General features: G+C 67.3%; 15 protein-coding genes. 4 read left to right on the top strand and 11 right to left on the bottom strand.

Translation table 11 applies throughout. The annotated features are described in order from the left end of the window. Window positions 1-24: 24 nt before the first annotated feature. From ACTOWK_RS21490 to ACTOWK_RS21465, 6 genes are all read right to left on the bottom strand, one after another. Window positions 25-615 carry an acyltransferase gene (locus ACTOWK_RS21490; RefSeq protein ID WP_441332124.1) on the bottom strand — a complete coding sequence of 197 codons (591 nt, stop codon included), beginning with the start codon at window positions 613-615 and terminating at the stop codon, window positions 25-27. After that, a complete protein-coding gene (locus ACTOWK_RS21485; protein ID WP_441332123.1) occupies window positions 612-1,901 on the bottom strand; it encodes an oligosaccharide flippase family protein in 1,290 nt (429 codons plus the stop codon). Before ACTOWK_RS21485 ends, ACTOWK_RS21490 begins: the two co-directional genes overlap by 4 nt. Before the next feature lie 34 nt (window positions 1,902-1,935). Then, the gene (gene wecC / locus ACTOWK_RS21480; protein WP_031372786.1) at window positions 1,936-3,192 is read right to left on the bottom strand and encodes a UDP-N-acetyl-D-mannosamine dehydrogenase; all 1,257 of its coding nucleotides are present in this window, start codon (window positions 3,190-3,192) and stop codon (window positions 1,936-1,938) included. 171 nt (window positions 3,193-3,363) lie between these two features. Beyond that, entirely contained in the window at window positions 3,364-5,604 is a 2,241-nt protein-coding gene (gene wecB / locus ACTOWK_RS21475; RefSeq protein WP_441332122.1) for a non-hydrolyzing UDP-N-acetylglucosamine 2-epimerase, read from the bottom strand. 1,133 nt (window positions 5,605-6,737) lie between these two features. Beyond that, complete coding sequence (locus ACTOWK_RS21470) at window positions 6,738-8,963, bottom strand: polysaccharide biosynthesis tyrosine autokinase (protein WP_441332121.1); 2,226 nt, start codon at window positions 8,961-8,963, stop codon at window positions 6,738-6,740. A gap of 36 nt (window positions 8,964-8,999) precedes the next feature. Next, window positions 9,000-9,416, bottom strand: a complete 417-nt coding sequence (locus tag ACTOWK_RS21465) for a low molecular weight protein-tyrosine-phosphatase (RefSeq protein ID WP_441332120.1) — start codon at window positions 9,414-9,416, stop codon at window positions 9,000-9,002. Here ACTOWK_RS21465 and ACTOWK_RS21460 point away from each other — a divergent pair. The 4 genes from ACTOWK_RS21460 to ACTOWK_RS21445 all read left to right on the top strand — a co-directional run bounded on the left by ACTOWK_RS21460 (window position 9,406) and on the right by ACTOWK_RS21445 (window position 14,854). Then, window positions 9,406-10,050 (top strand): hypothetical protein, encoded by a 645-nt coding sequence (locus ACTOWK_RS21460; protein WP_441332119.1) that lies wholly within the window; start codon window positions 9,406-9,408, stop codon window positions 10,048-10,050. The genes ACTOWK_RS21465 and ACTOWK_RS21460 overlap by 11 nt on opposite strands. Window positions 10,051-10,408: 358 nt before the next feature. Then, window positions 10,409-11,515 carry a polysaccharide biosynthesis/export family protein gene (locus ACTOWK_RS21455; protein ID WP_441332118.1) on the top strand — a complete coding sequence of 369 codons (1,107 nt, stop codon included), beginning with the start codon at window positions 10,409-10,411 and terminating at the stop codon, window positions 11,513-11,515. Between the two features lie 34 nt (window positions 11,516-11,549). Next, entirely contained in the window at window positions 11,550-12,461 is a 912-nt protein-coding gene (locus tag ACTOWK_RS21450) for a capsule biosynthesis GfcC family protein (RefSeq protein WP_441332117.1), read from the top strand. Window positions 12,462-12,502: 41 nt separating this feature from the next. After that, a complete protein-coding gene (locus ACTOWK_RS21445; protein WP_441332116.1) occupies window positions 12,503-14,854 on the top strand; it encodes a YjbH domain-containing protein in 2,352 nt (783 codons plus the stop codon). Between the two features lie 91 nt (window positions 14,855-14,945). Here ACTOWK_RS21445 and mmsB read toward each other — a convergent pair whose 3' ends face one another. Genes mmsB through ACTOWK_RS21420 form a run of 5 tightly spaced genes read right to left on the bottom strand, consistent with a single transcriptional unit; the run spans window position 14,946 to window position 20,512 of the window. Next, window positions 14,946-15,836: a 3-hydroxyisobutyrate dehydrogenase gene (gene mmsB / locus ACTOWK_RS21440; RefSeq protein WP_441332115.1), complete on the bottom strand. Its 891-nt coding sequence runs from the start codon at window positions 15,834-15,836 to the stop codon at window positions 14,946-14,948. After that, window positions 15,833-17,005, bottom strand: a complete 1,173-nt coding sequence (locus ACTOWK_RS21435; RefSeq protein WP_441332114.1) for an enoyl-CoA hydratase/isomerase family protein — start codon at window positions 17,003-17,005, stop codon at window positions 15,833-15,835. The genes mmsB and ACTOWK_RS21435 overlap by 4 nt, the downstream gene beginning before the upstream one ends. Then, complete coding sequence (locus ACTOWK_RS21430; RefSeq protein WP_441332113.1) at window positions 17,002-17,811, bottom strand: enoyl-CoA hydratase; 810 nt, start codon at window positions 17,809-17,811, stop codon at window positions 17,002-17,004. The genes ACTOWK_RS21435 and ACTOWK_RS21430 overlap by 4 nt, the downstream gene beginning before the upstream one ends. Then, window positions 17,808-18,986 (bottom strand): acyl-CoA dehydrogenase family protein, encoded by a 1,179-nt coding sequence (locus ACTOWK_RS21425; RefSeq protein WP_441332137.1) that lies wholly within the window; start codon window positions 18,984-18,986, stop codon window positions 17,808-17,810. Before ACTOWK_RS21425 ends, ACTOWK_RS21430 begins: the two co-directional genes overlap by 4 nt. Before the next feature lie 11 nt (window positions 18,987-18,997). Further along, complete coding sequence (locus tag ACTOWK_RS21420; RefSeq protein WP_441332136.1) at window positions 18,998-20,512, bottom strand: CoA-acylating methylmalonate-semialdehyde dehydrogenase; 1,515 nt, start codon at window positions 20,510-20,512, stop codon at window positions 18,998-19,000. Between the last annotated feature and the right edge of the window lie 84 nt (window positions 20,513-20,596).

The raw sequence follows: 20,596 nt of genomic DNA, 5'->3' as shown, positions 1-20,596 counted from the left end.
AGGGGCATGAAAGAAGGGGCCGGCTCAGTGCGCGTTGCCGCGGTTGCGCCAGGAGCTCGGTTCGGGTTCCGAGTGCGGATGCGCGGTGTCGCGCACCGCGCTCGGCAGCAGATGCGGGTGGGTCTTGGCCAGGTAGTCGGTGACCGAACCGACCACCTGGGCCGGGCTGCCCATGACGATGCTGAGCGGGGCGATCTTGCCGCGCACCACGCTGCCGGCGGCGACGATGCAGCCAGCGCCGATGTCGGCGCCCGGCATGATGATCGAGCCGGTGCCGATGAAGCTGAAACGGCCGATCCGCACCGGCTTGATCCGGATTTCCGGCGTGTCGAAGCGGATGCCGAGCTCCTTGGCCACGGTGTTGATCGCCGCGTCGTGGGTCAGGATGCGCACGTTGCTGGAGATGGTGCAGCCCTCGCCGAGGGTGATCAGCGAATAGTCGGTGCCGTCGAACCAGATCTTGGCCGACAGATAGTTCGGCATGCCTTCGATGTGCGCGCCTTCGGAACGCAGGAACCAGGCGAACAGGCGCGTCACCAGGCCGGGCTTGATGAACCAGCCGATCCGGATGATCGACAGCACGACGGATTTTTTGAGCAGGCGCGATACGTTCATTGGGGGCTTCCAGGCAGCGCTTTGCGGAACTCGCCGCGATTGCACAATGCGAAGGTCGACAACTGGGCGGTGGTGGCGACGACGTAGGCGATCGCCAGACCGCTGGCGCCGCCGTGCAGGTGCAGGGCCAGCACGCTGGCGCCGAGCAGAGCGGCCGAGAACACCGCATTGCCGGCGAACAGCACGCCGGGCCGGCCGTCGGCGGTGGCCTTGCGCATCAGGATGGTGGTCGGCGCCATCGCTACGGTCGACAGCAACAGCCATTGCAGCGGCACGATCGCGCCGGCATAGGCCGGGGCGAAGCGATGGATCAGCGGCGGCGCCGCCACCGCGACCAGGCCGGCGATGGCGGCGGTAACCGTGACCAGCAACAGGATCGATTGGCGCAGGGCGGCGTGGGCTTCGTGCTTGTCGCCGCGCGCCAGCGCCGCCGCCAGCAGCGGCAGAGTGGCATTGGCGACCACGCCCATGCCGAACATCAGGATCGAACGCGCCTGGTTGCCGAGCGAGAAATTGCCGAGGCTGGTGGCGCCGCCGGCGCTGCTCGACAGCATCACCATCGACAGCCAGATGCTCGGCATGGTCAGCAGGCCCGACACCGACGAGGGCAGGCCGAGCTTCCACAGCACGGTCCAGTCGCCGCGTTCGGTACTGCGCAACGACAGGCGGTGGCCTTGCTCGCGCCGGTAGCGGCGCAGGGCATGTTCCTGGCCGAGCACGATCACGATCTGCGCGGCGATGTAGCCGTAGATCGCCCAGGCGATGTCGCGGCGCAATGCCGCCAGCACGATCGCCAGGAACACCAGCGGCGCGCTGAGCAGATTGGCCAGCGCCTGCTGTTTGACCTTGTGCAGGGCGAGCGCGACGCCGTTCTGGATCGCGGTGAGAAAGCCGGTCAGCACCAACAGCGCCGAGGCGGCGTACACCGCGACCAGGTCGTTCGACCCGCCGACTTTTACCGCCAGCGGATACGACAGAGCCAACAACAAGGCCGCGAACAGCAAGGAGGCGAACAGCGCCGAACCGTAGGACACGGTCAGCGCCGTGGCGATGCGGCGCGGATCGGTGGCCGCGGCCTCGGCGACGATCTTGGTCGCCATCTGCCCTAGACTCAGCGCGCAGAAGGTGGTGAACAACAGCGCGGTGGTCTGGATCAGGGTGAACTGACCGAACGCGGTGGGCCCCAGCGAATGCGCGGTGAACAGGATGCCAGCGAACACCGCGCCACGCGAGGCCATGGCGCTCAACGCCGACAGGCTGGCCGTGGTGATCAGTCGCCGCATCATCGTGGTCGTGTCCGGGTCGAGCGCCTTGCGGCGCTCAGGTCCAGATGCCCTTGGTGTCGATGATCTTCAGGTGCGCCGGCATCGACAGCTCCTTGAAGGGCTTGTGATCGACCAGCAGCACGGCGATGTCGGCCTGCGCGCTCGCGGTCGGCAGGTCCACCAGGATCACGTTCGGCGAGTTGAGCTTGTCCGGCAGCACCGAGATGTGCGGCTCGACCGCGAGCACGCGGCCCGGATGGCGGTTGGCCAGTTCGATGGCGATGTCGAGCGCCGGGCTTTCGCGCAGGTCGTCGATGTCGGGCTTGAAGGCCAGGCCGAACACGGCGATGGTCAGGTCCTTGCCCTGCTTGCCGTCGGCCTGCGCCTGCTCGATCGCTTCCTCGACCTTGTTCATGACCCAGGCCGGCTTGCCGTTGTTGACCTCGCGCGCGGTGCGGATCAGGCGCGCTTCTTCCGGCGCGCTGTCGACGATGAACCAGGGGTCGACGGCGATGCAGTGGCCGCCGACACCGGGGCCCGGCTGCAGGATGTTGACGCGCGGATGGCGGTTGGCCAGGCGCACCAGGTCCCAGACGTTGATGCCGAGCTTGTCGCAGATGATCGACAGCTCGTTGGCGAAGGCGATGTTGACGTCGCGGAAGGCGTTCTCGGTGAGCTTGCACATCTCGGCGGTACGGGCGTTGGTGACCACGCATTCGCCGCGCACGAAGCTCTTGTACAGCTCGCAGGCGCGTTCGGAACAACGCGGGGTCATGCCGCCGATGACGCGGTCGTTCTCGATCAGCTCGCGCATGACGTGGCCCGGCAGCACGCGCTCGGGGCAGTAGGCGACGTTGACGTCGGCCTGTTCGCCGGCCTGCTGCGGGAAGCTCAGGTCCGGGCGCGCCGCGGCGAGCCAGTCGGCGAGGCGTTCGGTGGCGCCGACCGGGGAGGTCGACTCCAGCACCACCAGGTCGCCCTTCTTGAGCACCGGCGCCAGCGCCTTGCCGGCCGCTTCGATGTAGGCCAGGTCGGGTTCGTGGTCGCCCTTGAACGGTGTCGGCACGGCGATCAGGAAGGCGTCGGCGGGCTCGGGCTGGGTCGAGGCGCGCAGGAAGCCGCCGGTGACCGCCGCGCGCACGGCGACGTCGAGTTCCGGTTCGACGATGTGGATCTCGCCCCGGTTGATGGTATCGACGGCATGGCGGTTGATGTCGATACCGATCACCTTTTTACGCGCTGCGGCGAACGCGGCGGCGGTGGGCAATCCGATGTAGCCAAGGCCGATGACCGAGACGGTTTCGAAACTCATGAAAGACTCCGTTGAATGCCCGCGGGGGAGGGCGTTGCTGCTGGATTGAGAGAGGTTGCGAAGAGGGGCAGACGAACCTGAAAATGCGCATGCACAGCGGAGGCGGACGGGCCGCCTGCGTTGCGCATGCGGCGCGCAGGCGCAAGCCCGCGGCGCCTGCCGACGCGGGCGTCAGGCCGCCAGCTGCGAGGCCGTGGTCTTGAGCCCGGCCAGCGCTTCGACGATGCGCTGGCAGGCCCGGCCGTCGCCGTAGGGGTTGTGGGCGATGCTCATGGCCTGGTACGCGGCGGGGTCGTCGAGCAGCGCGGTGATGCCGTCGGCGATCGCCTTGCGGTCGGTGCCGACCAGCTTGACCGTGCCTGCGCCGACCGCTTCCGGGCGCTCGGTGGTGTCGCGCATGACCAGCACCGGCTTGCCGAGCGAGGGCGCTTCTTCCTGGATGCCGCCGGAATCGGTCAGGATGATGTGGGCCGCGTTCATCAGGTACACGAACGGCAGATAGTCCAGCGGCTCGATCAGGTGGATCTGCGGCATGTCGCTGAGCAGGCGGTTGACCGGCTCGCGCACCTGCGGGTTGAGGTGCACCGGATAGACGATGTCGACGTCCGGATGGCGCAGGGCGATGTCGCGCAGGGCGTGGCAGATGCGCTCGAAGCCGCCGCCGAAGCTTTCGCGGCGATGGCCGGTGACCAGCACCACGCGGCGCTCCGGGCGCAGGAATGCGAACTGCGCCGACAACTCGGCGCGCAGCGCCGGGGTGCGTTCGATGCGCTGCACGACCTGCTTGAGCGCATCGATCACGGTGTTGCCGGTGATCTCGATGCGGTCGGTCGGAATGCCTTCGGCGCGCAGGTTGTCGCTCGACGACTCGGTCGGCGCGAAATGGATCGCGGCGAGCGCACCGGTGAGCTTGCGGTTGGCTTCTTCCGGCCACGGCGAATACAGATTGCCGGTGCGCAGGCCGGCTTCGACATGAGCGACCGGAATCTGCTGGTAGTACGCCGCCAGGGTGGTGGCCATGGTGGTCGAGGTGTCGCCGTGCACCAGCACCACGTCGGGCTTGAGTTCCGACAGCACGCGCTTCATGCCGGTCAGGATCGCGGTGGTGACGTCGGTCAGGTCCTGGCCCGGCTTCATGATCGCCAAGTCGTAATCGGGCTGGATGTCGAACAGGGTCAGCACCTGGTCGAGCATCTGCCGGTGCTGGCCGGTCACGCACACACGCGCTTCGAAGCGCGGGTCGCCGGCGAGCAACAAGGCCAGCGGCGCCATCTTGATCGCTTCCGGGCGCGTGCCGAACACGCACAGGGTCTTGATGCGGTAGGCCGATTGCGGCATCGCCGCAGTCGAGGCCATCGCCGGCAGGCTTGCGGCGTCGTCGCCGAACAACTCGTTACGGCCGAAGCTCAGGGTCGTGGCTTCGGAGGCGAGTGCCGTGGCCGACGCGGTGGCGGTGTCGTTCTCGGGCTGCCAGGCCGAAGCCGGCTGCGGCTTCCAGCCGTGGGTGGTCGCGGTGGTGTAACCGCCGAGCAAGCCGAAGAACAGCAGCAGGTTCAGACCGAGCCCGGCGCTGCGCAGCGAATAGCCCAGCGCGGTCAGGGCGCAGGCGGCGGCGATCAGGATCAGCAGGGTCGTGCGCGGCGAGCGGCCGGAATCGAGCAGCATGTAATGCAGGTGCTGGCGATCGGGCTTGAACGGCGAACGCCCCTGGCGCACGCGGCGGTACATCACCGCCAGGGTGTCGATCACCGGCAGGGCGACGCACCACAGCACGGCGGCGGCATGGATGCGCGGGGTGCCGCGCTGGTTCATGTAGATCAGGCTCCAGGCGAGCACGTAGCCCAGCAGCATGCTGCCGGCGTCGCCCATGAAGATCTTGCGTCCGCGCCAACCGCCGAGGTTGACGAACAGATAAGGGATCAACGCCGCGAACAACACCGGCAGCAAGGGCAGGGCGCCTTGCGAGAGCAGGCCGGCGCGATCGAACAGCAGGATCGCGGCGATGCTGACCAAGGCCAGACTGCCGGCCAGGCCGTCGATGCCGTCGAGCATGTTGAAGGCGTTGATCAGGCCGACCACGCCGATCACCGTCAACGGAATGCCGAGCAGGCCGAGGTGGATCGGGCCGGTGCCGAAGACGTTGCCGACGTCGTTGAGGTAGAGACCGCTGCCGGTGATCATCAGCCCGGTCGCCAGCACCTGCACGAACAGGCGCGAGCGCACGCTGAGGTCCTTGGCGTCGTCGATCGCGCCGACCACCACGATCAGCGCGGCGCTGCCGAGCAGCGATAGCGCGTAGCGGTCGGCCAGGCCGAGATAGACCGCGCCGGCGAGCAGGCCGGCGAAGAAACACAGGCCGCCGATGACCGGAATGTGGCCCTGATGCCGCTTGCGCGCATTGGGTCGGTCCACGAGTCCGATGTGTTCGGCCAGAGGATGCATCGCGTACATCGCGACACAGGTGACGAATAGCGCGAGGGCGCACGCTATCGCAAATTTTTCATCCAGCATGACGATGAGTCCGGGGGTAGTCTTCGTTGACCTGGCCGACAATCGCCGCCCCCCACGGTGATCGTCCCTTTGGCGTTTCTAGTTGTTCTTGCGGTTGTTCGCGGTGCGTCGACCGGTCGATGCCGGTCGATTCGAATAATGGCTTTCGGAAAAAACAAAAGTGGAATGACTGATCGACATGTCCGGCGGCCGTGGGTTCAGATGCGCTGTGCTTCGCATGTCGCTGGGATCGCCTGCCTGCGGCGGCGTCCGTTTGCATGCGTGCTCGTGCGCGACTGCTTGCCTTTGTACTACACGGTGAGCTGCATACGTGCGCCTAGGTTGCCATTTCGAGTTTGGGAAATACTGTGAATCTGTAAGGGCTTTCACGGTGACGCCGTCCCAAGCAACGCGAATCCGATGTTTCGTTCATTTGTCGTTCGCATTCGCGGCGAGTGAGCGAGCGTGATTCCGTTCTGGGTTGCGCTTCGCATGCGAACTGCGACGTCCGATTACGCATTGGTTAGCGCTGCGTAAAAACATCCAATGGTCAAAATTTGTCCATGCGCTGCCGCGGCTTTCCGTATCGTCGTTTTCCACGGGAAAAACGGGTTTTTTCGAATCCGGCAATAGATTTCGCGGTGCCAGGAATGCGGCCTTTCCTGCTCCGTCGCCGGATCGGCCGGCGCTCCGTGCGCGCTGCCTGCGCGCGAGTCGCGTTGCGTATTCATGCGGCGACGCCGCAGCGCCGACAGGCTGCCCCGCTTGCATGACGATGCAATGTCATCGGCGAGGTGAATGAGCGGAAACGTTCGCCTTGCATCAAACCGCGCCGACACTGCGACTGTGCCGCAGTCGTCGGCAGATCCAAATAACGCGTGGGCATAAGCGACAGCGCGCCGTGCATGGCTACGCTGTTCGACTGTCGGCTTGAACCGCTTGGCATCGCGTCTGCGACGACATCGGCGGAACCGCGCGCCGACGAATGTGCCCGGGCGCAGGATGCATCGTCGACGTTCGCTGCGCCCGGGCCTCCCGGCGCAGCGAGCGCCGGCTCAGCGCTCGGGTACCGGTTGGTATTCGTAACCGTAGGCGTAGGTGCTGTCATGGCGCTTCTCGACCGCGTTGAGAATGGCGCCCCTGAGCTCGATACCGTTCTGCTCGAAGCGCTGCTTGGCGAGCGCCAGTTCCTTGGCGGAGTTGAAGCCGAAACGCGCGACCAGCAGGCTGGTGCCGGCGTAACGGCCGATGATCGCCGCGTCGGTCACCGCCAGGATCGGCGGGGTATCGATGACCACCAGGTCGTAGCGCTGCGACACCGTGTTCAGCAGCGTGGCGAAGTTCGGGTGCATCAACAGCTCGGACGGATTCGGCGGCACCTGTCCGCGCGGAATGAAGTCCAGGCCCGGGATGGTCGAATGACGGGTGGCGCCGGCGATATCGGCGCGGCCGACCAGCAGATCGGACAAGCCGTTCTGGTTGGTGTGGCCCATGACCCGATGCAGGGTGCCGCGGCGCAGGTCGGCGTCGATCAACAGCACGCGCTGGCCGCCCTGGCTGATGACGGTGGCGAGGTTGGTCGAGACGAAGGTCTTGCCGGCGCTCGGGCCCGAACCGCAGATCATCAGGATGTTGTTCTTGGCCTCCATCATGGCGAAGTGCAGGCCGGTGCGCAGGCTGCGCATGGCCTCGATCGCCAGGTCGTTGGGCGCGTCCAGCGACAACAGGTGCGGCTTGTCGTGGCGCTTGCCGTTGCTGCGCAACTGCTTGCCGAGGCTTTCGTGGTCGCGCTGGTACTGGCTCATCGGAATCGAGGCGTAGACCGGCAGGCCCAGCTGTTCGATCTCCTTGGCCTCCTCGACGCCGCGGTTGAGCATCTGCCGCACCAGCACCCAGCCGATCGCCGCGAACGCGCCGAGGAAGGTGCCGATCAGCACCAACTGCAGGCGCTTGGGCTTGACCGGCTCGGCGACGTCGACCACCGAGGGGTCGATGACGCGGGCGTTGCCGACCGTGCCGGCGCGCGCGATGTCGAGCTGCTGGGCCTGGTTGAGCAGGTTGGTATAGGTCTGGGTGCTGACCTGCATGTCGCGGGTCAGACGCAGCAATTCCTGTTGGGTCTCGGGCAGGCCGCCGATGCGGTCGCTGAGTTCCTTCTTGCGCGCTTCGATCTCGCCGAGCTGTTCCAGCAGCGCCCGGTAGGCCGGGTGCTTGGGCGTATAGCGACGGCTGACTTCGGCCTGCTGCATCTTCAACTGCGAGATGCTGTTGTCGAGGGCGACGATCTGGTCGAGGTAGGACTTGGTCTCGACGGTGATGTCGACGGTGTGCGCCTGCGACTGATAGGCGTTGAGCGCCTGCTCGGCCTTCTCCAGGTCGCGGCGCACGTTCGGCAACTGGCCCTTGACGAACTCCAGGCTGTTGGCGGCTTCGGCGGAGTTGCGTTCGACGTTCTGGCGGGTGTACTGGCGGGTGATCGCGTCGAGGGTCGCGGCGGCCTGGCCCGGGTCGCCGAGCAGATAGCTCAGCTGGATGATGCCGGAGTCCTTGGCGCGCTCGGTCGCGGTCAGGTTCTTCTGCAAGGCGGTGATGATCGCCAGGCTCGGCAGCTTGACCAAGTCGAAGCGCATGCCCGGGTTGGCCGCCATCTCCTTGATCTGCAGCTTGACGCCACCGCCGGCGGCGGGCTCGCCGACCTTGCCGGTCAACAGCAGGGTGTCGTCTTCGTCGTACAGCCGGTAGGCGCCGGCGTTATCGGCGACCAGGGTCAGCGGCAGGCCGAGCAATTCCCTGGACACGTCGAACTGGAACACGTCGAGGCGTTCGCCGCCCCAGCCGTAGCTGCTCAGGCCCAGCCACGGCGAAGCGACTTCGCCCGGCGTCGAGGGGCTGAAACGCCGCGACAGCACGCCGCCGATCAGCGGGAACTGCCTGGGTTCGACCTGTATGTCGAGCTTGAGGTCCTGGACCGCCTTGCCGACCACCGCGCGCGAGGTCAGCAGCGCGATCTCGGTGACCGCCTGCGGCGCCGAATCGGTCAGCACCTGCGAGACCGCATTGAGGCCGGGCAGGGTCGGGGTATTGGATTCGACCTGGATCATCGCGTTGGCCTGATAGACAGGCGCGGCGAGCAGGGCATAGGCGACGCTGAGGGCGAAACCGGCCGCGGTGACGCTGGCGATCAGCCACTTGTGGTCGATAAGCGTGCCGAGTAGCGCGGCCAGATCGATCTCATCGTTATCGTCCTGAGACGGACCAGGAGCCGCGGATGTTTTCGACATTGGGGTGAGACCTGCTGAAGAGTGGATCGTGCTCTGTCAAAGATGGGCCGCCCAGCTACTCACCCCTGAGTTGATCAGCTGATAGGCCTGTTCGAAAGCGCTGCGAGGCTGCCGGTACGGGTCCGGAACAGCGGTGTCGTCCTGCCATTTGCCCAGCAGGTAGGTCTTGCCACGTGCGTGCGGCGCCAACTGCAGCACCGCGTTGAGGTGTTTGCGCTCCATCGCCAGGATCAGGTCGGCCGAATCGATCATCGCGCGATCGATCTGCCGCGCCACGTGCGACTCGCCGTTCAGGCCGTGCTCGTTGAGCAGGACTTGCGCGGTGGCGTCGATCGGATGACCGACCACCGCGGCCAGGCCCGCCGATTCGACGACGACGTTCTTGCCTTGCAGGCGGTGACGCAGTAGTACTTCAGCGGTCGGACTTCGGCAGATATTGCCGATGCAGACCATCAAAACCCGGTTGAACACGTGCGCTAGGTCTCACCTTGGATGGGGCGTCGGAACGGCCCGGGAAAGTTGCGACCTCGCATGCGCGATGCCGGCGGCTGCAGAATCGGTCCGCCCGATGATGCGGCCATCGTTCGGGCGTTTCATCCGGCTCCGTGCCGTCGGCGAGTCGATGCACGCAACGAGTTGCAGTGCGCCGAAAGTGACGGTGCGGAATGTAAGAGCTGATTCTTGCAGGGTCAACACGAAGCAAGCCCGTGACTTCAAAGACGTGACGCGAGTCACTCGCCGACTGCGCACGTCCGAAACGAATTCGCTTCGAATACGACGTTTTAACGATGTTTTGACGGATCGGCGACGGCGCGAGCGTGCGGCACGGCTGCATCGGCGATGGAGGATCGACGATGCGATCACGTATCGCAACGCGAAACTTAAGCCTTCGCTGAACATCGCCGATGCGATCGGGTGTATGCGCAAGGCGCGCAAGGCCTTGCTGCAAGCGATACGGCGGTTCGCCCGCGTATCGCGCATCGGCGAAAAACGTGATGCGGTACCGTTTGCCCGAACGCGCGTGAACGGCGAGGGGCCAATCGCCGCGCGCTGTCGCTATACTTCGGAAAGGGGACTGCACTGCTAACGATCGTATCCGCTAGGAGCCCACGTCTCATGAAGTACCTCGCCCTTGTTGCCGCAAGCCACCGCGCCGATCCACCCGACCGCGCCCCTGGCTTCGCCTCCCGCAACGCATTGGGCCGCGCCGGATCGCCCGGGCCCTTCGTCCGCCGCAGCGCTGCAGCCCGACCCGGGTGCGGGTGCGGGCGGCCAACGCATTGATCGAGCCGATCAAGGTTCTTTGACGCGGCAACGTCGGCATCGGCCGACTTCATCCCGACCTCCCATCGACATCCATGAAGTCGGCCGTCCATCGACAGGCCGATGTACGAACCCGTCCGGCGCGGTATCCGCGTCCGCGACATCGAGAGACTGAATCGCATATGAGAAAGCTTTCTGGCTGGGTGGCGATCGCCGCCGCCGTCGTCGGACTCAACGGCTGCATGTGGGCTCCGGGCCAGCACATGAGCCCGAAGCAGTTCGTGAGCGACGCGTCCCTCGACGAGGACCACGTCGAAATCGTGCCGATCACGCCGAAGCTGCTGGCGATGGACAAGGCCGACGCGCCGGCGGCGGAAGTGCCGGCGGAGCTGTTGGGCTACAAGCCCGAGCCCTACCGCATCGGCGCCGGCGATACGCTGTACATCACCATCTGGGACCACCCCGAACTGACCTCGCCGGCCGGCACCCAGCAGCAGACCGCCGCCAACGGCCGCATGGTCGGGCCGGACGGCACGCTGTTCTATCCCTATATCGGTTCGCTGCAGGCGCAGGGAAAGACCATCGACGAACTGCGCACCTTGATCACCGCGAAAATCGCCCAGGTCATCGAAAGCCCGCAGGTCGACGTCAGCATCATCGATTACGGCAGCCAGCGCGTGACCTTGCAGGGCGCATTCGTCAAGACCGAACGCCAGTCGATCACCGCCACGCCGCTGACCCTGTCGCAGGCGATCGGCAGCGCCACCATCGACCCCTTGCGCGCCGATCTGTCCGGCCTGGTGCTGACCCGCGCAGGCCAGCACTACCGGATCGATCTGGATGCGCTCAACCGCGGCAAGCAGATCGCGCCCGACATCTATCTCAGGGCCGGCGACCATATCTATCTGCCGTACAACGACCGCAAGGAAGTCTATGTGGTCGGCGAAGTGATCCGGCCGATGGCGATCAACTTCAAGACCAGCGACATGACCTTGTCGCAGGCGCTCGGACGCACCGGCGGTCTCAATCCGCTGACCGCCAAGGGCGATGCGGTCTACGTGATCCGCGGCGTCGAGGACATGCAGAAGCAGCCGGCCAAGATCTACCACCTCAGCGCCAAGTCGCCGGCATCCTACGCCTTGGCCAGCCAGTTCACGGTCCGCGCCGGCGACGTGGTCTTCGTCGGCCCGGCCGGGGTCACCCGTTGGAATCGATTCGTCAACCAGTTGTTGCCGTTCTCCAACATCCTCAACAACTCCGCGAACACGCAGGACCTCCTCGAGCGCTGAGCCGGGAGGTTCGAGCAGCAAGGCGATCGAGCGGATGGGTAATCGCAGCACCAATGCAGCGCTCGTGGGCGGCCGATTCCTTCGGACGCCCAGGCTCGCCTGCGCTTCGGCCTGCACGCTCGCGACGCGTTCGGCAGCGGCGACACTGTTGCTGATCGCGCTGTGCGGTGCGCCGGCGAGCGCGCAACTGCGGGTCGCGGTGAGCGGCGCGGTGGAGCGTCCGGGCGAGCAGACGTATGCGGGCAAGGCGCGTCTGCGCGATGCGGCGCTGGCGGCTCGAGTGCGGCCGCAAGCCTATGTGGCCGGCGCGGCCTGGCTGCGTCCCAGCCTGGTCGAGGCGCAGCGACGCTTCCAGGTCGGGGTGTTGTTCGACCTGTCGCAAGTCATCGCCGATGCGAGCGCGCGCAACGACGAAGCGCTGCTGGCGCTGAGCGAACGCATGGCCGCTACGGTGCGGGCGCTGCCGGCGACCGGGCGGCGCATCGTTTCGCTCGATCCGAAAACGCTGGAACGCGATCGCGCGAACAATGCGCCGCTCGCCGAGGGCGACCGCCTGCACTATCCCGAGCTGCCGAAGGAGGTGCGCATCGTCGGCGCGGTAAACAAGGACTGCGTACTGCCGCATGCGAGCTGGCGCGGCGTGCGCGACTATCTAGACGATTGCCCGGCGATGGCCGCGGCCGACCGCGATCGGGTGCAGCTGATCCAGGCCGACGGGCGCGTCGTCGAATACGGCATCGCCCTGTGGAATCGCGGCGAACCGCTGCGCCTGGCGCCGGGCACGACGATCTACCTGCCGATCGATGATCGCCTGGTGCGACGGATCGCGCCCGATCTCAATCGCGAGTACGCGCAATTCCTGGCCACTCAGCCTTTGCCCGAAGCGGGCAGCGCAGCGTCGCCGCCTGAAGCAGCCGCTGCCATTCGCACCGCGAGGCCGCTCTGAATACCGGCCGACCGCCTCCGCGCCACAGCCAGATCGCGCTGTTGGTCGTCGCCACGCTGGCCGCGCGTTTCGCGCATGCCGGCGACCAGGCGCCGAGCCAGGGCGACTTCGGCGGCGCCGGCCTGTGGCAGACGCCGACCGCACGCATGGCCGACGAAGGCGAACTCGCGCTCTCGGTCAGCCGGGTCGAGCCGTACGCGCGCTACAACTTCACCGCCCAGCCCTTGTCGTGGCTGGAAGGCACCTTCCGCTACACGCGTTTCGACGACGATGCCACGCCCGTCTTGGACGGCAGGCGTTCGAACTCGGCCAAGGCCTTCGACGCCAAGGTCCGCCTGAGCCGCGAGAGCCGGTACCTGCCGGAAGTGGCGGTCGGCGCGCGCGACATCGCCGGCCGTCGCTATTTTTCCAGCGAGTATGTGGTCGCCAACAAGCGTTTCGGCTCGGTCGACGCCAGTCTGGGCCTCGCCTGGGGCAATCTGGGCGCGCGCGGCAATCTGGCCAACCCGCTGTCGGCGCTCGACGATCGTTTCGATCACCGTCCTTCGCGCGGCGGCTTTGACGACGACCGCTACCAGTTCGACCGGCCGCGTTATTTTCACGGCCGCGCCGCGGTGTTCGGCGGCGTGGCCTATCGTCCGGCCGGCAAACCCTGGGAAGTGAAAGTCGAATACGACGGCAACGATTACCGGCACGAACCCGGACCGCGCCGGATCAAGCAGAGCTCGCCGTTCAACGTCGGCGTGGTCTATCGCCCCAATCGCCATCTCGACCTGAGCCTGGGCTTGCAACGCGGCAATACCGCTTCGTTTGCGCTGACCCTGCACACCAATGCGGCGCGCCTCGCCGAGCCGATCAAGGCCAAGGACCCGCCGCCGGTCGCGCGCCGCTACGACGATGCGCCGGCGATTCCGACGATGGCGAATGCGGCGCCGGTAGCGGATTCGTCGGCACCGTCCGCATTGAGAGCCGCGCCCGCTGCGGCGACGACTGTGACCTTGCGCGCTTCGGGGATCTTGGCCGACGCAAGCTCCGCTTCGCCGTCGTTGCCGCAGGCGGCGCCGTCCATGGGGCTTGCGCCGCTGATCGCGGCCGGCGAATCCAGGGCAACGCCGCAAGCCGGTTTGCCGCAGACCGCATCGACGCAGACCGCATCGGCACCGACCGGGCCCGAGCCGGTCGCGCCCGAGCAGGTCGACTGGGAGCAGGTCAGCCGCGAGCTGTACGACAACGCCGGGGTGAGGGTCAGCAAGATCTCGCGGCGCGGCAGCGAACTGTTCGTCACCGGCGAGCAGACCCGTTATCGGCATTCGGCCAAGGGCCTGGGCCGCACCGCGCGCATCCTCGACGACAAACTCGATGCCTCGGTCGACTGGTACACCCTGGTCTCGACCCGCGCCGGCATGGAGGTGGTCGAGACCAGCGTGCAGCGCGAGCGTTTCGGCGAACTGCTCGATGGCGAGGTCGATCTCAAGACTTTCCGCCTCGGGGTCGAACGCAATCGTCCGCAGGCACGCCGCGAAGAGCTGCTGTATCGGGCGCCGCTGGACCGCTACAGCGGCGGATTCGGCCTCAGCCTCGGTCATGAACTCGGCGCGCCCGACACCGCGGCCTTGTACAAGATCGGCATGGCCTACGACGCCGACTACCGGTTCGCGCCGAACCTGTGGCTGAGCGGCCGCATCGAGGCCTTGATCGCCGACAACTACGACCGCTACGACGGCGGTGCGATCACGACTTTGCCGCGCGTGCGCAGCGATGTGCGCGAATACGTGACCTCCTCGCGCGTGACCATGCCGCAGTTGCAGTTGACCGCGGCCGGTTCGCTCGGCGCCGATTGGTACGGCATGGCCTATGTCGGCATGCTCGAAAGCATGTACGGCGGCGCCGGCGCCGAGACTTTGTACCGGCCGTTCGGGCAGCGCTGGGCGATCGGCGCCGACGTCAACTGGGTGCGCCAGCGCAGCTTCGACCAGGACTTCTCGTTCCGCCGTTACCGCACCGTCACCGGCCATGTCAGCGCCTATGTCGACACCGGCTACAAGGACATCAGTCTGAAGGTCAGTGCCGGGCGCTATCTGGCGCGCGACTGGGGCGCGACCGTCGACGTCTCGCGCCAGTTCGACAACGGCGTGCGCATGGGCGCCTATGCGACCTTCACCGAATACTCGCCGCGCCAGCCCGGCGACGGCGGTTTCGATCGCGGCCTGTATCTGTCGATTCCGTTCGACCTGGCGCGGCAGCGTTCCAGCCGCAGCCGCGCCGACTTCGCCTGGTCGCCGGGCATCCGCGACAACGGCGCGCGCTTGAACAAGCGCTACGGCTTGTACTCGCTGACCGAAGACCGCGACCGCGCCAGCTTCTCCGGCAACCTGCAGCGGATCGTCGAGTAAGCGATTAGACCCGGCGTGCCGGGTCCGTGCTCGACCGGCGACCGGTCGTCGCTGCCGTCGCGACGTTACCTCAGCGCGACTCCCTTGCGGCTCACAGGTCCTTCGCCACCAACTTGACCACGCTGGAGAAGTCCAGGCCGCCGTGGCCGGCGCGGCTGTTCATCGCGTACAGATTGCGTGCGAGTTCGCCGAGCGGGATCGAGGCGCCGGCGCTCATCGCCGCTTCCGCGGCCAGGCCGAGGTCCTTGAGCATCAGGTCGTTGCCGAAGCCGCCGCTGTAGCCGCGCGAGGCCGGCGCGTCTTCGAGCACGCCCGGCCAGGGGTTGCAGACCTCCGTGGCCCAACTGCGGCTGGTGCTGACCGCCATCATCTGCGACAGCACCTTCGGGTCGAGCCCGTGCGCGCTGCCGAGCGCGAGCGCTTCGCCGGTCGCGGCCATGATCACGCCGAGCGCCATGTTGTTGCACAGCTTGGCGACCTGGCCGGCGCCGCTGGCGCCGACGTGGAAGAGGTTCTTGCCCATCGCCTGCAACAGCGGGCGCGCGCGTTCCAGCGCGGCCGCTTCGCCGCCGACGATGAAGGTCAGCGTGCCTGCCGCGGCGCCGGCGGTGCCGCCGGAGACCGGTGCGTCGATCATCTGCAGGCCGCGCGCGGCGGCCGCGGCCGCGACCTTCTGCGCCGAGGCCGGGGCGATGGTGCTGCAATCGATCACCAACGCGTCCGCCGGCATCTGCGCGAGCAGGCCGGCATCGCCGAGGTAGAGGCCTTCGACGTGGCGGCTCGCCGGCAGCATCGAGATCACCACCTCGGCGTCGACGACGGCGTCGGCGGCGTCGATGGCGGCATGGGCGCCCGCCACGACCGCGCTGGCGACCAAGGCCGGTGCGAGATCGAACACGCGCAGGCTGTGGCCGGCCTTGAGCAGGTTGGCGGCCATCGGCCCGCCCATGTTGCCCAGTCCGATGAAAGCGATGCGGCTCATGCGGCAGTCTCCGTGGTGGCGCCCAGGTCGGCGAGCGGATGCGCCTGCGCCGGCCAGGGGGCGGTGAAGAAGCTTTCGGCCCAGGCCGGCGTGGCCTCGGCCAGGCGGGCGGGGTTCCAGTGCGGCGTGCGGTCTTTGTCGATCAACAGGGCGCGGATGCCTTCGACGAAGTCGCCGTGCGCGGCGCAATGCAAGGAAGCGATGCATTCGAGGCGGAAGGTGTCGGCCAGCGACAACTCTGCGGCGCGGCGTTGCAATTCGAAGCCGAGCCGGGCCGAGCCGGGCGCGCCGGCGGCGAGGGTCTTGCGCGCGTTCTGCAGCCAGGCGTCGTCGCTGTCGAGCGCGCAGATCGCTTCGACTACCGCGGGCAGGTCGTCGTGCGCGCAGGCCGCGGCGATCGATGCGGCGTGTTGCTGCAAGGGGCCGGGCGGGGCGGCTTCGGCGCAACCTTTCAGCACCGCGCTGAGCCGGCGCGCATCGTCGCCGTCGTCGGCCCAGTTGACCGCGCTCAGTGCGGCGTAGACCGCTTCGCGCTGCGCTTCCGGCAGGTAGTGATCGGCGAGGCCGGCCCGGATCGCGTCGCCGGCGTTGAGCGGTGCGCCGGTCAAGGCCAGGAACAGGCCTGCGCGCTGCGGCACCCGGTTCAACAGCCAACTGCCGCCGACGTCCGGGTACAGACCGACGCTGATTTCCGGAAACGCCAGCTTCGAGCGCTCGCTGACCACGCGGTGGCTGGCGCCGGCCATCAGGCCGATGCCGCCGCCCATGACGATGCCATGGCCCCAGCACAGCAGCGGTTTGGGGTAGGTGTGGATGCGGTGGTCGAGCCGGTATTCGGTCTCGAAGAACGCGCGCGCATGGACGTTGTCGCGAATGTCGCGGCTGCCGCTGGCGCGATGTTCGAGCATGCCGCGATACAGCCCATGCAGGTCGCCGCCGGCGCAGAAGGCTTTCTCGCCGGCGCCTTGCAGCACGACTACGGAGACGGCGTCGTCCTGCGCCCAGGCCCGCAACTGCGCGTCGAGCAACTCGGCCATGGTCAGCGACAGGCCGTTCAAGGTCGCCGCCGCGTTCAAGGTGGCGAAGCCGATCCGGCGGCCGTGGTCGGTCGCGCGCTCTTCGAACAATACGGGGGCCACGGCGACTTCGTTCTCGAGCACGGCGTTCATGCGTTCTTCCACTGCGGTGCGCGCTTTTCCAGGAAGGCGGCGACGCCCTCGGTCTGGTCGTCGCTGTCGAACAGATCGACGAAGGCTTCGCGCTCGCGCACCAGGGCGGTGTCGTGGCTTTGGCTGCGGGTCGCCTGGATCAGCGCCTTGCAGGCGGCGACGCTGGTCGGGCTCTGCTTCTCGGCCTGTTTGGCCCATTGCAGCGCGCGTGCCTTGGCTTCGCCCTTGCCGACGATCTCCTCGACCAGGCCGATACGCAGCGCGGTGGCGGCGTCGACGCGCTCGCCGAGCAACATCATCCGCTTCGCCCAGCCTTCGCCGACCAGGCGCGGCAGGTGCTGGGTGCCGCCAGCGCAGGGCAGTAAACCGACCGTGGCTTCGGGCAGGGCCAGCTGGGCTTGTTCTTCGACGATGCGCAGATCGCAGGCCAGGGCGCATTCCAGCCCGCCGCCCATGGCGTAGCCGTTGATCGCGGCGATCGACACGCCGCGGAACGCGCTGAGGGTCTCGAAGGCTTCGCCGAAGCGGCGCGCGGCATCGCGCGCGAGCGCCTTGTCGCCGTTCGCGAACTGCTTGAGGTCGGCGCCGGCGGAGAAGAATTTCTCGCCTTCGCCGGTGACGACCAGGGCGTAGACCTCGCGGTCGGTGTCGAGGTCGCGCACCAGCTCGCGCAAGGCGGCGAGGCTGTCGCGGGTCCAGGTGTTGGCGGGCGGATTGCTCAGGGTGACGACGGCGGTGTGGCCGTCGATATCCAGCTTCAGCCCGTCATAGACCTTTCCGGTGTGCTGCTTGTCGGCACGGCTCATCGCAATTCCTCTTCGGTGTTCAACAGATGGCGCGCGATGATCACGCGCATGATTTCGTTGGTGCCTTCCAGGATCTGGTGCACGCGGCAGTCGCGCAGCAGCCGTTCGATCGGGTACTCGCGCATATAGCCGTAGCCGCCGTGGATCTGCAGGGCCTCGTTGCAGATCGCGAAGCCGGCGTCGGTGGCGAAGCGCTTGGCCATCGCGCACCAGACGATGGCGTCGCCGCTGCCGGCATCGAGCTTGCGCGCCGCGGTATGCACCATCTGCCGCGCCGCGACCAGTTGCGTGGCCATGTCGGCGAGCTTGAATTGCAGCGCCTGGAACTCGGCGAGCGGTTTGCCGAACTGGCGCCGCTCGCCGAGATAACGGCGAGCAGCATCGAGCGCGCCCTGGGCCGCGCCGAGCGAGCAGGCGGCGATGTTGAGGCGGCCGCCGTCGAGGCCTTTCATGGCGATCTTGAAACCGTCGCCTTCGCCGGCCAGCAGATGCGCGGCCGGCACGCGCACATTGTCGAACACCACCCCGCGCGTGGGCTGGCTGTTCCAGCCGAGTTTTTCTTCCTTGCGCCCATAGGCGATGCCGGCGCTGTCGGCCGGCACCGCGAAGGCGCTGATGCCGCGCGCGCCGTCGCCGCCGGTGCGCGCCATTACCACCAGCATGTCGGTGGCGCCGGCCCCGGAAATGAAGGCCTTGGCGCCGTTGATGACATATTCGTCGCCGTCGCGCTCGGCGCGGGTGCGCAGCGAGGCCGCATCGGAACCGGCGCCGGGTTCGGTCAGGCAGTACGAGGCCAGGCATTCGCCGCTGGCGAGGGCAGGACCCCATTCGTCGCGCAGGGCGGGGGACGCGTGCGCGGTCAGCATCCAGGTGGCCATGTTGTGGATGCTGATGAACGCGGCCGTGGACGGGTCGAGCGCAGCCAGCTCCTCGAACACGACCACCGCGTCGAGCCGGGTCAGGCCCGAGCCGCCGGCAGCTACGTCGACGTAGAGGCCGCAGAAACCGAGTTCGCCGGCCTTGCCGATGACCTCGCGCGGGAAGATGGCTTGCGCGTCCCAGTGCGCTGCGTGCGGCGCCAATTCGGCCAGGGCGAAATCGCGCGCGGCTTCGCGATAGGCGAGTTGGTCTTCGCCGAGCTGCGGTGGCGGTGGACTGACCGCCTGCAGGTTCATGACGGCGGCCATCACTTCAGACTGATCGTGGTGTTGACGCCGTGGCCGAGCGTGTCGTCGTCGAACCAACGCGCGGTGACCGTCTTGGTCTGGGTGTAGAACATCACCACTTGCTTGCCGTAAGGGCCGAGGTCGCCGAGCTTGGAGGCGCGCGAGCCGGTGAACGAGAACAGCGGCACCGGCACCGGGATCGGCACGTTGATGCCGACCTGGCCGACGTCGATCTCTTCCTGGAAGCGGCGCGCGGCGGCGCCGGACTGGGTGAAGATCGCGGTGCCGTTGCCGTTCGGATTGGCGTTGATCAACTCGATCGCGGCGTCGAGCGTGTCGACGGCCAGCACGATCAGCACCGGGCCGAAGATTTCCTCGTCGTAGATGCGCATGCCGGGCTTGACCCCGGAGAAGATGGTCGGGCCGACGAAATTGCCGCGCTCGTAACCCGGCACCGACGGATTGCGGCCGTCGAGTTCGAGCCTCGCGCCTTGCTCGACACCGGACGCGATCAGGCTTTCGACGCGTTCGCGCGCGGCGCAGGAAATCACCGGGCCGACATCGGTGCCGGGTTCGGTGCCGGCATTGACCTTCAGCGTGCGCGCCTTGGCGACCAGCTCGGGAATCCAGGCCTGGGCTTCGCCGACCAACACGGCGGTCGAGGCGGCCATGCAGCGTTGCCCAGCCGCGCCGAAGGAAGCGCCGGCGAGCGCATTGAGGGTTTGCTCCTTGTTGGCGTCGGGCAGCACCACCGCGTGATTCTTCGCGCCCATCATGCACTGCACGCGCTTGCCCGCCAGCGAAGCGCGGTTGTAGACATGGGTGCCGACCTGGGTCGAACCGACGAACGACACCGCCTTGATGTCGGGGTGGTCGCAGATCGCATTGACCACGTCTTCGCCGCCGTGCACGACATTCAGCACGCCCCTCGGTACGCCGGCCTGCAGCGCCAGTTCGACCAGGCGCATGGTCACCAGCGGGTCTTGTTCCGACGGCTTGAGCACGAAGGTGTTGCCGGTGGCGATGGCCATCGGGAACATCCACAACGGAATCATCGCGGGGAAGTTGAACGGGGTGATGCCGGCGCAGACGCCGAGCGGTTGCAGCAAGGTGTAGGTGTCGACGCCGTTGGCGACGTTGTTGGCCAGCTCGCCGAGTTGCAGGTTGCCGATCGCAGCGGCGTGCTCGACCACTTCCAGGCCGCGGAACACGTCGCCCTCGGCATCGGCCAGGGTCTTGCCCTGTTCGGCGGTGAGGATGGCAGCGAGCTCGCCCATGTGCTCGCGGATCAGCTGCTGGTACTTGAGGAAGATGCGTGCGCGTGCGCCGATCGGGGTCTTGCGCCAGCTTTTGAAGGCCTGCTGCGCCGAACGCACCGCAGCGTCGACTTCGTCCGCGGTCGCGAACGGCACGCGCGCCAGCACCGTCTGCGTGGCCGGATTGACCACGTCGCGCCATTGTTCGGACCGGGATTCGACGAACGCGCCGTCGATCAGCAACTTGACCGTCGCGACTTCGGTCGCGACGCGATTCATATCGTTCATTGTTTCAGCTCCGTGTCGCTCACCCGCGTGACGGGGATTGCGGAGCAAGACAAGTCGGTTCCACGCAACGGACAT

Source organism: Lysobacter sp. CA196 (genome assembly GCF_052078695.1).
Classification (GTDB): Bacteria; Pseudomonadota; Gammaproteobacteria; order Xanthomonadales; family Xanthomonadaceae; genus Lysobacter.
This window is presented reverse-complemented; position numbering and strand designations above follow the sequence as displayed.

Excerpts from the sequence above, each read along its gene's own strand:
- ACTOWK_RS21430 (WP_441332113.1), bottom strand. The coding sequence starts at position 17,811 with ATGAGCCGTGCCGACAAGCAGCACACCGGAAAGGTCTATGACGGGCTG.
- ACTOWK_RS21460 (WP_441332119.1), top strand. The coding sequence starts at position 9,406 with ATGCAGACCATCAAAACCCGGTTGAACACGTGCGCTAGGTCTCACCTT.
- ACTOWK_RS21490 (WP_441332124.1), bottom strand. The coding sequence starts at position 615 with ATGAACGTATCGCGCCTGCTCAAAAAATCCGTCGTGCTGTCGATCATC.
- ACTOWK_RS21435 (WP_441332114.1), bottom strand. The coding sequence starts at position 17,005 with ATGAACGCCGTGCTCGAGAACGAAGTCGCCGTGGCCCCCGTATTGTTC.
- ACTOWK_RS21420 (WP_441332136.1), bottom strand. The coding sequence starts at position 20,512 with ATGAATCGCGTCGCGACCGAAGTCGCGACGGTCAAGTTGCTGATCGAC.
- ACTOWK_RS21450 (WP_441332117.1), top strand. The coding sequence starts at position 11,550 with ATGGGTAATCGCAGCACCAATGCAGCGCTCGTGGGCGGCCGATTCCTT.
- ACTOWK_RS21455 (WP_441332118.1), top strand. The coding sequence starts at position 10,409 with ATGAGAAAGCTTTCTGGCTGGGTGGCGATCGCCGCCGCCGTCGTCGGA.
- wecC (WP_031372786.1), bottom strand. The coding sequence starts at position 3,192 with ATGAGTTTCGAAACCGTCTCGGTCATCGGCCTTGGCTACATCGGATTG.
- ACTOWK_RS21425 (WP_441332137.1), bottom strand. The coding sequence starts at position 18,986 with ATGAACCTGCAGGCGGTCAGTCCACCGCCACCGCAGCTCGGCGAAGAC.
- ACTOWK_RS21465 (WP_441332120.1), bottom strand. The coding sequence starts at position 9,416 with ATGGTCTGCATCGGCAATATCTGCCGAAGTCCGACCGCTGAAGTACTA.
- mmsB (WP_441332115.1), bottom strand. The coding sequence starts at position 15,836 with ATGAGCCGCATCGCTTTCATCGGACTGGGCAACATGGGCGGGCCGATG.
- ACTOWK_RS21485 (WP_441332123.1), bottom strand. The coding sequence starts at position 1,901 with ATGATGCGGCGACTGATCACCACGGCCAGCCTGTCGGCGTTGAGCGCC.
- ACTOWK_RS21470 (WP_441332121.1), bottom strand. The coding sequence starts at position 8,963 with ATGTCGAAAACATCCGCGGCTCCTGGTCCGTCTCAGGACGATAACGAT.